11 protein-coding genes and 1 pseudogene are annotated in these 14,263 nt (G+C 69.7%); 9 read left to right on the plus strand and 3 right to left on the minus strand.

What is annotated here, in order from left to right:
* From livM to VV867_RS00325, 6 genes are all read left to right on the plus strand, one after another.
* On the plus strand, window positions 1-1,290 hold the full coding sequence (gene livM / locus VV867_RS00300; protein WP_328565335.1) for a high-affinity branched-chain amino acid ABC transporter permease LivM: 1,290 nt from the start codon (window positions 1-3) through the stop codon (window positions 1,288-1,290).
* Window positions 1,287-2,159 carry an ATP-binding cassette domain-containing protein gene (locus tag VV867_RS00305; RefSeq protein ID WP_328565336.1) on the plus strand — a complete coding sequence of 291 codons (873 nt, stop codon included), beginning with the start codon at window positions 1,287-1,289 and terminating at the stop codon, window positions 2,157-2,159. The genes livM and VV867_RS00305 overlap by 4 nt, the downstream gene beginning before the upstream one ends.
* The gene (locus tag VV867_RS00310) at window positions 2,156-2,872 is read left to right on the plus strand and encodes an ABC transporter ATP-binding protein (protein WP_109935977.1); all 717 of its coding nucleotides are present in this window, start codon (window positions 2,156-2,158) and stop codon (window positions 2,870-2,872) included. The genes VV867_RS00305 and VV867_RS00310 overlap by 4 nt, the downstream gene beginning before the upstream one ends.
* A 92-nt stretch (window positions 2,873-2,964) precedes the next feature.
* Window positions 2,965-3,897 (plus strand): ornithine cyclodeaminase family protein, encoded by a 933-nt coding sequence (locus VV867_RS00315; protein WP_328565337.1) that lies wholly within the window; start codon window positions 2,965-2,967, stop codon window positions 3,895-3,897.
* 496 nt (window positions 3,898-4,393) lie between these two features.
* Window positions 4,394-5,155: an SDR family oxidoreductase gene (locus VV867_RS00320; protein ID WP_089390029.1), complete on the plus strand. Its 762-nt coding sequence runs from the start codon at window positions 4,394-4,396 to the stop codon at window positions 5,153-5,155.
* Window positions 5,156-5,530: 375 nt separating this feature from the next.
* The gene (locus tag VV867_RS00325; protein WP_328565338.1) at window positions 5,531-6,259 is read left to right on the plus strand and encodes a GntR family transcriptional regulator; all 729 of its coding nucleotides are present in this window, start codon (window positions 5,531-5,533) and stop codon (window positions 6,257-6,259) included.
* Between the two features lie 263 nt (window positions 6,260-6,522).
* Here VV867_RS00325 and VV867_RS00330 read toward each other — a convergent pair whose 3' ends face one another.
* Together VV867_RS00330 and VV867_RS00335 are read right to left on the minus strand one after the other, a co-directional pair.
* A complete protein-coding gene (locus VV867_RS00330) occupies window positions 6,523-7,467 on the minus strand; it encodes a PDR/VanB family oxidoreductase (protein WP_328565339.1) in 945 nt (314 codons plus the stop codon).
* Window positions 7,468-7,518: 51 nt separating this feature from the next.
* Window positions 7,519-8,574 (minus strand): annotated as a pseudogene (locus VV867_RS00335) (Rieske 2Fe-2S domain-containing protein).
* 350 nt (window positions 8,575-8,924) lie between these two features.
* On the opposite strand from VV867_RS00335, the gene VV867_RS00340 reads away from it, so the two are divergent.
* A complete protein-coding gene (locus VV867_RS00340) occupies window positions 8,925-10,250 on the plus strand; it encodes an MFS transporter (protein ID WP_328565340.1) in 1,326 nt (441 codons plus the stop codon).
* 7 nt (window positions 10,251-10,257) lie between these two features.
* Here VV867_RS00340 and VV867_RS00345 read toward each other — a convergent pair whose 3' ends face one another.
* Window positions 10,258-11,154 carry a LysR family transcriptional regulator gene (locus VV867_RS00345; RefSeq protein ID WP_109935971.1) on the minus strand — a complete coding sequence of 299 codons (897 nt, stop codon included), beginning with the start codon at window positions 11,152-11,154 and terminating at the stop codon, window positions 10,258-10,260.
* A 109-nt stretch (window positions 11,155-11,263) separates the two neighbouring features.
* Here VV867_RS00345 and mdlC point away from each other — a divergent pair, with 109 nt between their 5' ends.
* Entirely contained in the window at window positions 11,264-12,850 is a 1,587-nt protein-coding gene (gene mdlC, locus VV867_RS00350; protein ID WP_328565341.1) for a benzoylformate decarboxylase, read from the plus strand.
* Between the two features lie 63 nt (window positions 12,851-12,913).
* Window positions 12,914-14,251 carry an MFS transporter gene (locus VV867_RS00355; protein ID WP_275628449.1) on the plus strand — a complete coding sequence of 446 codons (1,338 nt, stop codon included), beginning with the start codon at window positions 12,914-12,916 and terminating at the stop codon, window positions 14,249-14,251.
* Window positions 14,252-14,263 lie beyond the last annotated feature (12 nt).

Here is a 14,263-nt window from a genome sequence, read left to right on the forward strand (position 1 = left end):
ATGGCTACCGCAACCGCTTCCGCCCCGCGCATCGACCTCAAGCAGAGCCTGGTGGACACCGTCCTCGCCGGCCTGGTCGCCCTCATTGTGTTCGGCCCCATCGTCGGCATCGTGCTCGACGGCTACAGCTTCAACCTGCAACCGGTGCGCCTGGCCTGGATGGTCGGCGCGGTCATGGCCGGGCGCCTGGTGCTCAGCCTGTTCCTGCAGACCGCCGCCGGCAGCCGCGTCCTCGACCGCTTCGAGGGCTCCGACTCCGGCATCCAGGTGCTGCCGCCGGGCTACAAGACGCGCCTGCGCTGGATAGTCCCGCTGCTGGTGGTGGCCGCAGTGGCCCTGCCGTTCTTCGCCAACAAGTACCTGCTCACGGTGGTCATCCTCGGCCTGATCTACGTGCTGCTGGGCCTGGGCCTGAACATAGTGGTGGGCCTGGCCGGGCTGCTCGACCTGGGCTACGTGGCCTTCTACGCCATCGGCGCCTACGGCCTGGCGCTGGGCTACCAGTACCTCGGCCTGGGCTTCTGGACGGTGCTGCCGCTGGCCGCCATCACCGCGGCGATGGCCGGGGCGCTACTGGGCTTCCCGGTGTTGCGCATGCATGGCGACTACCTGGCCATCGTGACCCTGGGCTTCGGCGAGATCATCCGCCTGATCCTCAACAACTGGCTGTCCTTCACCGGCGGCCCGAACGGCATGCAGGTGCCGGCGCCGACCTTCTTCGGCCTGGAGTTCGGCCGCCGGGCCAAGGAGGGTGGCACGCCCATCCACGAGTTCCTCGGCATCGACTACAACCAGAACCTCAAGTTCATCTTCATCTACGCCGTGCTGTTCCTGGTGGTGCTGCTGGTGCTGTACATCAAGCACCGGCTGACGCGCATGCCGGTGGGCCGCGCCTGGGAAGCGCTGCGCGAGGACGAGATCGCCTGCCGCTCGCTGGGCCTGAACCACGTGCTGGTCAAGCTCTCGGCGTTCATGCTGGGCGCCTCCACCGCGGGCCTGGCCGGGGTGTTCTTCGCCAGCTACCAGGGCTTCGTCAACCCGTCGTCGTTCACCTTCTTCGAGTCGGCGCTGATTCTCGCCATCGTGGTGCTCGGCGGCATGGGCTCGACCGTCGGGGTGGTGATCGCCGCCTTCGTGCTGACGGTGACGCCGGAGCTGCTGCGCAGCTTCGCCGACTACCGCGTGCTGCTGTTCGGCATGCTCATGGTGCTGATGATGATCTGGCGCCCGCGCGGGCTGATCCGCATCAACCGCAGGGGCTTTGCCAAGCGCAAGGGGGTGGCGCCATGAGCGACAAGATTCTCAGCGTCGAGCACCTGATGATGCACTTCGGCGGCATCAAGGCGCTCAACGACGTCAACCTGGACGTGGAACGCGGCTCCATCACCGCGCTGATCGGCCCCAACGGCGCCGGCAAGACCACGGTGTTCAACTGCCTGACCGGCTTCTACAAGGCCACCGGCGGGAAGATCCTGCTCAACACCCAGGGCAGCACCACCGACGTCATCAAGATCCTCGGCCAGCCGTTCCAGGGCGGCGACTTCGTCAACCCGGCGCAGTTCGGCAGCCGCCTGTACTACAAGATGTTCGGCGGCACCCACCTGGTGAACCGCGCGGGGCTGGCGCGCACCTTCCAGAACATCCGCCTGTTCCGCGAAATGTCGGTGGTGGAGAACCTGCTGGTGGCGCAGCACATGTACGCCAACCGCAACCTGGTCTCCGGCATCCTCAACACCCCCGGCTACCGCCGCGCCGAAAACGACGCCCTGGACCACGCCTTCTACTGGCTGGAGGTGGTCGACCTGGTGGACTGCGCCAACCGCCTGGCCGGCGAGATGTCCTACGGCCAGCAGCGCCGCCTGGAGATCGCCCGGGCCATGTGCACGCGCCCGGAAATCGTCTGCCTGGACGAACCGGCCGCCGGCCTCAACCCGCAGGAGACCCAGGCGCTGAGCCGCATCGTGCGCTTCCTGCGCGACCACCACGGGATCACCGTGCTGCTCATCGAGCACGACATGGGCATGGTGATGAACATCTCCGACCACATCATCGTGCTCGACCATGGCGATGTGATCGCCCGCGGCCTGCCGGCGGAGATCCGCAGCAACGACAAGGTGATCGCCGCCTACCTGGGCGCAGACGAAGAGGAGGTCGCATGACGGCGCCGATTCTGGAATTCCGTGATGTGGATGTGTTCTACGGGCCGATCCAGGCGCTGAAGAAGGTTTCCCTGACCGTTGGCGAAGGCGAGACGGTGGCGCTGATCGGCGCCAACGGCGCCGGCAAGTCCACCCTGCTGATGTCCATCTTCGGCCAGCCGCGCGCGGCCGCCGGGCAGATCCTCTACCGCGGCCAGGACATCGCCCGGCGCTCGGCGCACTACGTGGCCTCCAACGGCATCGCGCAGTCGCCGGAGGGGCGCCGGGTGTTCCCCGACATGAGCGTGGAGGAGAACCTGCTGATGGGCACCATCCCCGTCGGCATGGACCACGCCCAGGAAGACATGCAGCGCATGTTCGACCTCTTCCCGCGCCTGAAGGAGCGGCGCAACCAGCGCGCCATGACCATGTCCGGCGGCGAGCAGCAGATGCTCGCCATCGCCCGCGCGCTGATGAGCCGGCCGCGGCTATTGCTGCTCGACGAACCCTCCCTGGGCCTGGCGCCCATCGTGGTCAAGCAGATCTTCCAGACCCTGCGCGAACTGGCGCAGACCGGCATGACGCTGTTCCTCGTCGAGCAGAACGCCAACCACGCGCTCAAGCTCTCCGACCGCGGCTACGTGATGGTCAACGGCGAGATCCGCATGAGCGGCACGGGCCAGGAGCTGCTGGGCAACCAGGAGGTGCGGGACGCCTATCTGGGAGGGCACTGACGTGCCAGCTGCAAGCTGCAAGCTGCAAGCGGCAAGCGAGAGCGCTGTTTGCAGCTTGTGGCTTGCGGCTTGGAGCTGATCCGGAGGATCTCATGGCAACTGTTCGTTTTCTGAGTAACGCCGACGTCGCCGAGCGCCTGGCTTATCCACAGCTGATCGAGGCCCTGCGCCAGGGGCTGGCCGGCAGCTGCGAGGCGCCGGTGCGTGGCTGCCATGCGCTGCCCGGCGACGCCACGCTGCTGACCATGCCGGTGTGGCGGCCGGGGCAGGACATCGGCGTCAAGCTGGTCACCGTGTTCCCCGGCAACGGCGCGCGCGGGTTGCCGGCGGTGGCCGCGCTGTTCTGCCTGTTCGACGGTGTCGACGGCCGCCCCCTGGCGCTGCTCGAAGCCTCCGAACTGACCGCCCGGCGTACCGCCTGCACCTCCGCGCTGGCGGCGGACCACCTGGCGCGGCGCGATGCCGAGCGCCTGCTCATCGTCGGCAGCGGCACCCTGGCGCCACACATGGTGCGGGCCCACTGCGCGGTGCGCGGGTACCGCGAGGTCGCCATCTGGGGGCGGCACCCGGCGAAGGTCGCCGCGCTGGTCGAGCACCTGGCCGCCGAGGGCTACCCGGTGCGGGCCTGCGAAGACCTCGCATCAGGCGTGGCCGCGGCCGACACCGTCAGTTGCGTGACCACTTCCCGCGAGCCGCTGGTGCACGGCGAGTGGCTGAGCCCCGGCACCCACCTCGACCTGGTGGGCGCCTTCCTGCCGAGCATGCGCGAGACCGACAGCGAGGCCGTGCGCCGCGCGCGCATCGTCGTCGACACCCGCGAAGGCGCGCTGGAGGAAGCCGGCGACCTGTTGATTCCCCTGGCCGAGGGCGCCATCGCCGAATCGGCCATCCACACCCAGCTCAGCGACCTGCTGCAGGGCCGCGGGCTGCGCCGCGACGACCAGGAGATCACCCTGTTCAAGTCGGTCGGCTACGCCCTGGAAGACCTGATTGCCGCGCGCCTGCTGGTGGAGCAGGGGGGCTAGCGGGTTATCCAGCGAAACTGTGGAGGACGCTGTGGATAAGGTTGGGGCAGCTGCCGCAAAGCACCGCCCCGGCCCGCCTGCGGGGCGTCGCCGGTTTTTTCGCCAGGTGGCGTAAAGCCCTGTATATACAGACAGTTGGGCGGCTTGCGTGGGCGTCGGCGGGCCGTGCGGGTTGTCCACGGAATCTGTTGGGCAATCTGTGGATAAGCTTGGGAAAGCCGGCGCCGGCCCATGCCCTGCGCGGGGTGTGGGGCATTGGCCGGTTTTTCGCCTGGCCCTTGGCTGGGGAATGCCGGCCAGGCCACCGCTGCGCTTGTCCCCGGCTGCTGTTGAAAAGCCTGTGGAAAACCTGGGAGCAAACTTCCCTGCGGTCCAGCCCCGGGCGCTTGCCGAACTGTTTGGCCGTTGTTGGCGGCGGCTGTAGCGCAGGTCGGGCGGGGAGGGCTGCTATCCTGCCAGGTCCGACAGAACATCCCGCCAGCAGAGGAATTGGCCCATGACTCCCACCCTGTTCATCACCGGCGCCACATCCGGCTTCGGCGAAGCCTGCGCCCGTCGTTTCGCCCGCGACGGCTGGTCGCTGGTGATCACCGGCCGCCGCGAGGACCGCCTGCAGGCCCTGGCCAAGGAACTGTCCAGCCAGGCCGAAGTGCTGCCGATCACCCTCGACGTGCGCGACCGCGCCGCCGTGGCCCATGCCGTGGACAACCTGCCGGCCGGCTTCGACAAGCTGCGCGCGCTGATCAACAACGCCGGCCTGGCCCTGGGCGCCGACCCCGCGCAGGAATGCGACCTGGACGACTGGGACACCATGGTCGACACCAACATCAAGGGCCTGATGTACTGCACCCGCCTGCTGCTGCCCCGGCTGATCGCCCACGGCCGCGGCGCCAGCATCCTCAACCTCGGCTCGGTGGCCGGCCAGTGGCCGTACCCGGGCAGCCACGTCTACGGCGCCACCAAGGCCTTCGTCGAACAGTTCTCCCTGAGCCTGCGCTGCGACCTGCAGGGCACCGGCGTGCGCGTCAGCAACCTGGAGCCGGGCCTGTGCGAAAGCGAGTTCTCCCTGGTGCGCTTCGGCGGCGACCAGGCCCGCTACGACAAGACCTACGCCGGCACCGAGGCGCTGCAGCCCGAGGACATCGCCGAGACCATCCACTGGATCGTCAACCAGCCGCCGCACATCAACATCAACAGCCTGGAGATCATGCCGGTGAGCCAGGCCTGGGCCGGCTTCTCGGTGCATCGCAAGGGGTGAGGGGTGGGTTTTTGTAGGAGCGAGCTTGCTCGCGAACGGAGTTTCCCGGCGATTCCTCTGCGTTGGTTTGACTCCGCCCCCTCTCCCCAGCCCTCTCCCTGAAGGGAGAGGGGGCTTGTCCGTGCCGAGAGAGGAAATGGTTTCAGTCGGAAACCAACGGTGTTGCCGGCTGACTCCAGAACATCCGTGTCTGCCCAACGGTCCCCTCTCCCTTCAGGGAGAGGGTTAGGGAGAGGGAGCGGAGCCAACCTCGAGCACCAACGTCACCTGATAACACCATTCGCGAGCAAGAGCCAGGCGCCCCCCTCGATCCTACGAAAAGCGCCACACCGCGTTATCATCCGCCAACTCCTCCCCGCCACAAGAGCCCCCTCGATGAGCAAACCAGGCCAACGCGTGCTGGCTGAACTGCGCAAGATGATCGCCTCCGGCGAGCTGGCCGCCGGCGAGCGCATCGTCGAGATTCCCACCGCCGAGCGCCTGCAGGTGTCGCGCATGCCGGTACGCATGGCGTTGCGCGTGCTGGAGCAGGAAGGGCTGCTGGTCAAGGCCGGCAACCGCGGCTACACGGTGCGCGAAGTCACCGAGGAGGACATCGCCGGCGCCGTCGAAGTGCGTGGCGTGCTGGAAGGGCTGGCAGCGCGCCAGGCCGCCGAGCGCGGCATCTCCGAAGGCACCCGGGCGGTCCTGCAGACCTGCCTGGACGAAGGCGACCGCATCTTCGCCAAGGGCCACGTGCTGCCCGAGGACCTGGAGGCCTACCACAGCCTCAACATGCGCTTCCACCAGGCGATCATCGAGGCCAGCGGCAACCGCGCCATCGCCGAGGCCCTGGCGCGCAACGACCACCTGCCGTTCGCCTCGGTCAGCTCGCTGGCGGTGGACCGCGACAACCTCCCGCGCGAATACCAGCGCTTCAACTTCGCCCACATGCAGCACCACGCCGCCTACGACGCCCTGGTCAACGGCCAGGGCGCGCGGGCCGAGGCGATCATGCGCGAGCACGCCAACGCCACCCTGCGCTACGCCGCGTACTTCCATCCGCCGCGGGAGGGCGTGGCGGTGTTGAAGAAACCCGCCGCGCCGGAAAAGGACTGGTCGTAGGAGCGGACTCCGTCCGCGATTCGCGGTTATCCGCGACCCCGAGCGGCCTTGGGCCAAGGTCAAACGGCGGATAACGCGGAGCGTTATTCGCCCTACGCCAAGCCCACCCCGAGCGTAGGGCGAATAACCGTTCGCGGTTATCCGCCGCCGGCCGGAGCTCCGGCGCCCGAGGATATAGGCGTTATGCGCCCCACGCCCAAGCCCACCCGAGCGTAGGGCGGCTATCCGCCGTCGGCCGCAGCACCGGCGCCGCCTCATGCGCCCTACAGGTCCAACACCAACCGCGCACTCCGCGACCGTGAGCAGCAGGGGGTGAACTGGTCGTTGGCAGCCTGCTCGTCCTCGGTCAGGTACTGGTCGCGGTGTTCCGGCACGCCTTCCAGCACGCGGGTCAGGCAGGTGCCGCAGATACCCTGCTCGCACGCCACCGGCACCTCCACACCGATGCCGCGCAGCGCTTCAACCACGCTCTGTCCGTCCTCCACGCGCACCACCTGGCCGCTGCTCGCCAGTTGCACTTCGAAGGCTTCGCCGCCGACGTCCGGCTCGGCGCCGAAATACTCGCGGTGCAGGCGTGCCTCGTCCCAGCCCAGGGCCCGGGCGCTGTCCAGCACGTGCGCCATGAAGCCCGCCGGGCCGCAGGTGTACAGCTGCGCATCGCCCGCCTGGGCGGCCAGCAGCGCGGCCACGTCCAGGCGCCGCGCCGCTTCGCCACCGTCGAAATGGCAATGCACGCGGGTGGCGAAGGCGGACTGTGCCAGGTACTCGACGAAGGCCGCCTGCCGCGCCGAGCGGGCGCAGTAGTGCAGTTCGAAGTCGGCGCCGCTGCGGGCCAGGTGCTCGGCCATGCTCAGCAGCGGCGTGATGCCGATGCCGCCGGCCAGCAGCAGGCGCCGCCCCGGGCCTTCGGCGAGGGGGAAGAGGTTGCGCGGTTCGCCAATGCGCAGCGGCTGCCCGGCCTGCAACCCGTGCACCGTGCGCGAGCCGCCGCGGGAGTCGGCGCAGCGCAGCACGGCGATGCGGTAGCGGTGGGTTTCGCCCGGCGCATTGAACAGCGAGTACTGGCGCACCAGCCCGCCGGGCAGGTGCAGGTCGATGTGCGAGCCGGCGCTGAAGGCCGGCAGGGGGCCGGCGTCGGCGCGGGCCAGGTCGAGGCTGAGGATGTCCGGGGTTTCCCGCTGCACGCGGGTGATGACGACGTCTAGCACGGTGGTGGTCTCACGCTTGGCCGGCCCCGCGGGCCGGCGCTGGAAGGGCGGTCAGGCGCTGGCGATCAGCGCGGCGGCAGGCTGGCGCTCGGTCTCGCAGAGGCGTTCGAGGATGCGCCGCGACTGCACGCCGCCGGCGTCGATGTTCAGCTTCAGCAGTGGCCGCTGCGGGTGGCGCAGCAGGTTCTGCTGCTGCTGTTCGAGCATCTCCAGGTCCTCGCCGAAGATCTTCCCCTGGCCCTCGCGGATGGTCGTGGTGAGCGCCGCGTCCCGGGGCTGGAAGTTGCGCGCCATGCCCCAGAAGTACTAGATGGAGGTCTCGGTCTCCGGGGTGATGAAGTCCACCACTATGCTCGACGCCTTGTGCTGCGCCGGCGCGTGGTAGCCGCCGTGGCCGGCGTGGGCCACGCCCACCTCGATCAGCACGTGGCTGGGCGGGGTGAAGCGGCAGATCTGCCAGCGGTCCACCGGCACGTCGTCGGCCAGGCCGTTGCCGCGCAGGGCCATGCGCCAGAAGGGCGGGGCCATGACGTTTTCCATGTGCCGCTCGGTGATCACCTCGTCGCCTTCCACGCGGGTCTTCGGCGCGGCTTCGTCGATCTCCTTCTGGCCGATGCTGCTGGCGTGCACGTAGGTCTCGTGGGTGAGGTCCATGAGGTTGTCGATCATCAGCCGGTAGTCGCACTGGATGTGGTACAGGCCGCCGCCGTAGGCCCAGTCCGGGTTGTCGGCCCATTCCAGGTGGTGGATCAGCGCCGGGTCGGCCTCGGCGGCGTCGCCCGGCCACACCCAGACGAAGCCGTAGCGCTCCTCCACGGCGAACCTGCGGATCGCCGGGAAGCCGCGTACGCGCTGGCCGGGCATGGACTCTGTGTGGCCCGAGCAGCCCATGGCCAGGCCGTGGTAGCCGCAGACCAGCTTGCCATCCTCGACGAAGCCCAGCGACAGCGGCGCGCCGCGGTGCGGGCAGAAGTCCTCCAGCGCCGCCACCCGGCCCTCGGGGCCGCGGTAGAAGACCATCTTCTCGCCGCAGACCTGCCGGCCCAGGGGCTTGTCGGTGATCTCGTCGGGGGTGCAGGCGACGTACCAGGCGTTCTTCGGGAACATGGGGCGATCCTCATCTTGTGGTTGTTATTGGATCCAATGGTTCGCTTCGAGGGCGAAGACTGTCAACCCGCATGGTCGAATAATCAGTTCGTTAATCGAACGATTTTCCGGGGTAGGCGAAAACTCCGATATTTGCTTGGTTTCTCCTTGGGCTGCGGTGCCGGAAAGGGGGGCGGCCAGCGATGCCTTGCCGATATTGGGATCCAATGAGGCTTGTTTTCGGGATCCACTGCTGCCAGGGTGTGCGCCACCAAGCCTCCACAAGAACAACAAGAGGAACCTGCCATGCCGGCCTTGCCTTGCCCGTGCTGCGTCCAGCCCCACGCCCCGTCGACCCAGGGGGTGCGCCCATGAACCGCGACCTGCGCGCCGCCCTCGACCAGGGCCCGATGAACCGCTTCCAGTGGACGGCCATCGGCATCTGCATCCTGCTCAACATGATCGACGGCTTCGACGTGCTGGTGATGGCCTTCACCGCCGCCTCGGTGTCCGCCGAATGGGGCCTGAACGGCGCCCAGGTCGGCCTGCTGCTCAGCGCCGGGCTGTTCGGCATGGCCGCCGGCTCGCTGTTCATCGCCCCGCGCGCCGACCGCTTCGGACGCCGCCCGCTGATCCTCTTCTGCCTGCTGCTGTGCGGCACCGGCATGCTGCTCTCGGCCTTCGCCCAGAGCCCGACGCAGCTGGCCCTGCTGCGCGGCTTCACCGGCCTTGGCATCGGCGGCATCCTCGCCAGCAGCAACGTGATCGCCGCCGAGTACGCCAACCGTCGCTGGCGCCCGCTGGCGGTCAGCCTGCAGTCCACCGGCTATGCCCTGGGCGCCACCTTCGGCGGGCTGCTGGCGGTGTGGCTGATCGGCCACTGGGGCTGGCGCTCGGTGTTCCTCGCCGGCGGCGTCGTCTCCCTGGCGGCCATCCCGCTGGTGCTGGCGGGCCTGCCCGAGTCCCTCGACTTCCTGCTCGCCCGGCGCCCGGCCAACGCGCTGGCGCGGGTCAATGCCCTGGCCGCGCGCCTGGGCCTGGGGCAGCTGGACGAACTGCCGGCGGCGCGGGTGCGCGGGGCAGGGGGCGTGGCCGCGCTGCAGTTGCTGGCCCCCGCGCTGCGCCGCTCGACCCTGCTGATCTGGCTGCTGTTCTTCCTCGCCATGTTCGGCTTCTACTTCATCATGAGCTGGACGCCCAAGCTGCTGACCGCCGCCGGCCTCACCGCGCAGCAGGGCATCACCGGCGGCGTGCTGCTGAGCTTCGGCGGCATCTTCGGCGCCGCCCTGGTCGGCGCGCTTTCGGCACGCGTGCCGCTGCCGCGGGTGTTGCAGGGCTTCATGCTGGTCACCGCCGTGCTGCTGGTGCTGTTCCTCGGCTCGGCGTCGTCACTGGCCGCAGCGCTCGGCCTGGGCCTGCTCATCGGGGTGTTCGTCAACGGCTGCATCGCCGGGCTCTACGCGCTGTCGCCGCAGGTCTACCCGGCCGACGTGCGCGCCACCGGCGTGGGCTGGGCGATCGGCGTCGGCCGCCTGGGGGCGATCCTCTCGCCCACCGTGGCCGGGCTGTTGCTGGACGGCGGCTGGCAGCCGCTGCACCTGTACGGGGTGTTCGCCGTGGTCTTCGTCGCCGCCGCCCTGGTGCTGCTGGGCCTGCGCCCGCCGGCGCCGGCCGGTGAACCGCTGGCCGCGCACTGAGGGCGCCTCAATGCTGCCCGTCGATGATCGCCTCGGCGATGCTGTTGCGGAACCACTCCAGCGCCGCCGAGTGCTCGCTGCTGGCGCGCCAGTGCAGGGACACCTCGAACGCCGGCACGGCGAAGGGCAGTTCGAGCATCTTCAGCCCGCCCTCGGCGACGAACATGCGGGCGATCTGCGCCGGCAGGATGGTCAGCAGGTCGGTGCCGGGGATGATCTTCGGCAGCACCGAGAAGTGCGGCACGCGCAGGGCGATGCGGCGCTCCAGCTTCATCGCCTGGAGCACGTCCTCGGCGATGCCGTGGCCGGAGGTGCGCGTCACCACCACGTGGCGCTCGGCCAGGTAGCCGGCCAGCTCCAGGCGCTCGCCGATGCGCGGGTGGTCGGCGCTGAGCAGGCACACGTAGCGCTCCTGGATCAGCACCCGGCTGCGGCTGCCGGGCACCGCCTGGCGGCAGATGGCGGTGTCCACCTTGCCGCTGGCCAGCCAGTCGCCCACCTCGTCCACCTGCAGCGGCAGCACCTCCACCTCGGCCAGCGGCGCCTCGCGGTTCAGCCGCGCCAGGATCAGCGGCAAAAAGCCCAGCTCGCCGAGGTCGGACAGGGCGATGCGGAAGCGCCGCTCGGTGCTCGCCGGGTCGAACTGGCGGGTGCTCTGCACCGCGCCCTCGATGCGCGTCAGCGCCTCGCGCAGGGTGCCGTACAGCTGCTCGGCGACGAAGGTCGGCTGGATGCCGTCGCGGCTGCGGCTGAACAGCGGGTCGTCGAACAGCTCGCGCAGCCGCGCCAGGGCGTAGCTCACCGACGGCTGGGTGACGAACAGGCGCTCGGCGGCGGCGGTCACGCTGCCGGCCTCGTAGAGGGTGACGAAGGTGCGGATCAGGTTGAGGTCGATCTGGGCCATGGCATTCGCATAGATAGTTTTTATTTTCGATAGAAAGACTATCGATTTGATCGATTATCAGGCCGCTGCGACAGTAGCGCAAACCCAAGAACGAGCCTGAAGGGCCAGCATGAAAACCGTCCACTCCGCCTCCTACGACATCCTCCGGCGCCACGGCCTGACCACCATCTTCGGCAACCCCGGCTCCAACGAGCTGCCGTTCCTCAAGGACTTCCCCGAGGACTTCCGCTACATCCTCGGCCTGCACGAGGGCGCGGTGGTCGGCATGGCCGACGGCTTCGCCCTGGCCAGCGGCCAGCCTGCCTTCGTCAACCTGCATGCCGCCGCCGGCACCGGCAACGGCATGGGCGCGCTGACCAATGCCTGGTACAGCCACAGCCCGCTGGTGATCAGCGCTGGCCAGCAGGTGCGCTCGATGATCGGCGTGGAGGCCATGCTGGCCAACGTCGAGGCGCCGCAGCTGCCCAAGCCGCTGGTGAAGTGGAGCGCCGAGCCGGCCTGCGCCCAGGACGTGCCGCGCGCGCTGAGCCAGGCCATCCACATGGCCAACCTGGCGCCCAGGGCCCCGGTGTACCTGTCCATTCCCTACGACGACTGGGCGCAGCCGGCGCCGGCGGGCGTCGAGCACCTGGCCGCGCGCAACGTGGCCAGCGCCGGGCTGCCTTCGCCGGCGCAACTGGGGGAACTGGCCGGGCGCCTGTCGCGGGCGAGCAACCCGGTGCTGGTACTGGGGCCGGACGTCGATGGCGCCCGCGCCAACCCGCTGGCCGTGCAACTGGCGGAGAAGCTGCGCATGCCGGCCTGGGTCGCACCGTCTGCCTCGCGCTGCCCGTTCCCCACCCGCCACCCGTGCTTCCGCGGCGTGTTGCCGGCGGCCATCGCCGGCATCTCCAGGCTGCTCGCCGGGCACGACCTGATCCTGGTGGTGGGCGCCCCGGTGTTCCGCTACCACCAGTTCGCCCCGGGCGACTACCTGCCCGCCGGCGCCGAGCTGGTGCACATCACCTGCGACCCCGGCGAGGCCGCCCGCGCGCCCATGGGCGATGCCCTGGTCGGCGATATCTTCCTCACCCTGGAGGCCCTGGTGGAAGCCGTCCGCCCCAGCGCCCGGCCGCTGCCCGAGGCCCTGCCGCGCCCGGCGCCACGCGCCGCCGAAGCCGGCCCGCTGCACCCGGAGACGGTGTTCGACGTGATCGACGAACTGGCCCCGGACGATGCCATCTTCGTCAAGGAATCCACCTCCACCGTGACCGCCTTCTGGCAGCGCGTGCAGATGCGTGAGCCGGGCAGCTACTTCTTCCCGGCCGCCGGCGGCCTGGGCTTCGGCCTGCCGGCGGCGGTCGGCGTGCAGCTGGCGCAGCCGCAGCGGCGGGTGATCGGCATCATCGGCGACGGCTCGGCCAACTACGGCATCACCGCGCTCTGGACCGCCGCGCAATACCGCATCCCGGCGGTGTTCATCATCCTCAAGAACGGCACCTACGGCGCGCTGCGCTGGTTCGCCGGGGTGCTCGACGTGCCCGACGCGCCGGGCCTGGACGTGCCCGGCCTGGACTTCTGCCAGCTCGGCCGCGGCTACGGCGTGCGCTCGGTGCAGGCGGCCGACGCCGCGAGCCTGCGCGAGGAACTGGCCCGCGCCCTGGCTGGCGACGAGCCGGTGCTGATCGAGGTGCCCACCCTGACCATCGAGCCCTGACGCGTGCGCGCCCTGCCTGGGGCGCTCCCCGCTACACCCACAGAAAAATAACAAGAGGTGGTTATGCACAAGACGACAGTCGCGGCGGTGATCGACGCCGCCCGCTTCAACCGCACCCACTGGCTGATCCTGGCCTGGGGCTGCTTCATCATGCTGTTCGACGGCTACGACATGGTGGTCTACGGCTCGGTGGTGCCCAGGCTGATGCACGAGTGGCAGCTCAGCCCGGTGCAGGCCGGCACCCTGGGCAGCTGCGCGCTGTTCGGCATGCTCTTCGGCGGCACCCTGCTGGCGCCCCTGGCAGACCGCTTCGGCCGGCGCCGCCTGGTGATCCTGATGACCCTGCTGGCGAGCCTCGCCGCCTTCCTCACCGGGCATGCGCGCAACCCGCTGGAGCTGGGCGTCTGCCGCTTCGGCACCGGCCTGGCGCTGGGCGCCCTGGTGCCCAGCGCGGTCAACCTGATCAGCGAGTTCGCCCCGGCCGGGCGCCGCGCCACGCTGATCACCGTGATGTCCAGCTTCTACTCGGTGGGCGCGGTGCTCTCGGCGCTGGTGGGCATCGCGCTGATCCCGCAGTGGGGCTGGCAGTCGGTGTTCTACGTCGCCGTGTTGCCGGTGCTGGCCGTGCCGCTGATGCTGCGCTACCTGCCGGAGTCGGCGGCCTTCCTCGAACTCAAGGGCCGCCGCGGCGAGCTCGACACGCTGCTGGCCAAGGTCGAGCCGAGCTACCGCCCGGGCACCGAACTGGCGATCGCCGAGGTGGATGCCGATGCCGACAAGGCACGCCTGCCGCAGCTGTTCAACGCCGGCCAGGCGCTGGGCACCCTGCTGCTGTGGGTGGGCTTCGCCATGTGCATGCTGATGAGCTACGGCCTCAACACCTGGCTGCCGAAGCTGATGGCCAACGGCGGCTACCCGCTGACCTCCAGCCTGGTGTTCCTCGTCACCCTCAACGTCGGCGCCACCCTCGGCGCGCTGTTCGGCGGCTGGCTGGCCGACCGCCTCGGCACCCAGCGCACCCTGGTGCTGTTCTTCGCCCTGGCCGCGGCTTCGCTGGCGGCGCTGGGCGTCAACCCCGGCCCCTGGCTGCTCAACACCCTGCTGGTGATCGCCGGCGCCACCACCATCGGCACCCTGGCGGTGATCCACGCCTACGCCTCGCAGTTCTACCCGGCCCACGTGCGTTCCACCGGCGTCGGCTGGGCCGCGGGCATCGGCCGCCTCGGCGCCATCGCCGGGCCCATGCTTGGCGGCAGCCTGTTGGCCCTGGAGCTGCCGTTCCAGGAGAACTTCCTGGCCTTCGCCCTGCCCGGCGTCATCGGCGCGCTGGCGATCGGCTGCATCCGCGTACGCCCGCGCGCCGTCGGCGCGGCCTTCGCCGCCCCGGAAAAAACCGTTTGATCAGGAGACCGT

The sequence above is a fragment of the Pseudomonas sp. JH-2 genome (assembly GCF_036231725.1).
Taxonomy (GTDB): Bacteria; Pseudomonadota; Gammaproteobacteria; order Pseudomonadales; family Pseudomonadaceae; genus Pseudomonas; species Pseudomonas delhiensis.

Coding starts and splice junctions, on each gene's coding strand:
- livM (WP_328565335.1), top strand. CDS start 1: ATGGCTACCGCAACCGCTTCCGCCCCGCGCATCGACCTCAAGCAGAGC.
- VV867_RS00305 (WP_328565336.1), top strand. CDS start 1,287: ATGAGCGACAAGATTCTCAGCGTCGAGCACCTGATGATGCACTTCGGC.
- VV867_RS00310 (WP_109935977.1), top strand. CDS start 2,156: ATGACGGCGCCGATTCTGGAATTCCGTGATGTGGATGTGTTCTACGGG.
- VV867_RS00315 (WP_328565337.1), top strand. CDS start 2,965: ATGGCAACTGTTCGTTTTCTGAGTAACGCCGACGTCGCCGAGCGCCTG.
- VV867_RS00320 (WP_089390029.1), top strand. CDS start 4,394: ATGACTCCCACCCTGTTCATCACCGGCGCCACATCCGGCTTCGGCGAA.
- VV867_RS00325 (WP_328565338.1), top strand. CDS start 5,531: ATGAGCAAACCAGGCCAACGCGTGCTGGCTGAACTGCGCAAGATGATC.
- VV867_RS00340 (WP_328565340.1), top strand. CDS start 8,925: ATGAACCGCGACCTGCGCGCCGCCCTCGACCAGGGCCCGATGAACCGC.
- VV867_RS00345 (WP_109935971.1), bottom strand. CDS start 11,154: ATGGCCCAGATCGACCTCAACCTGATCCGCACCTTCGTCACCCTCTAC.
- mdlC (WP_328565341.1), top strand. CDS start 11,264: ATGAAAACCGTCCACTCCGCCTCCTACGACATCCTCCGGCGCCACGGC.
- VV867_RS00355 (WP_275628449.1), top strand. CDS start 12,914: ATGCACAAGACGACAGTCGCGGCGGTGATCGACGCCGCCCGCTTCAAC.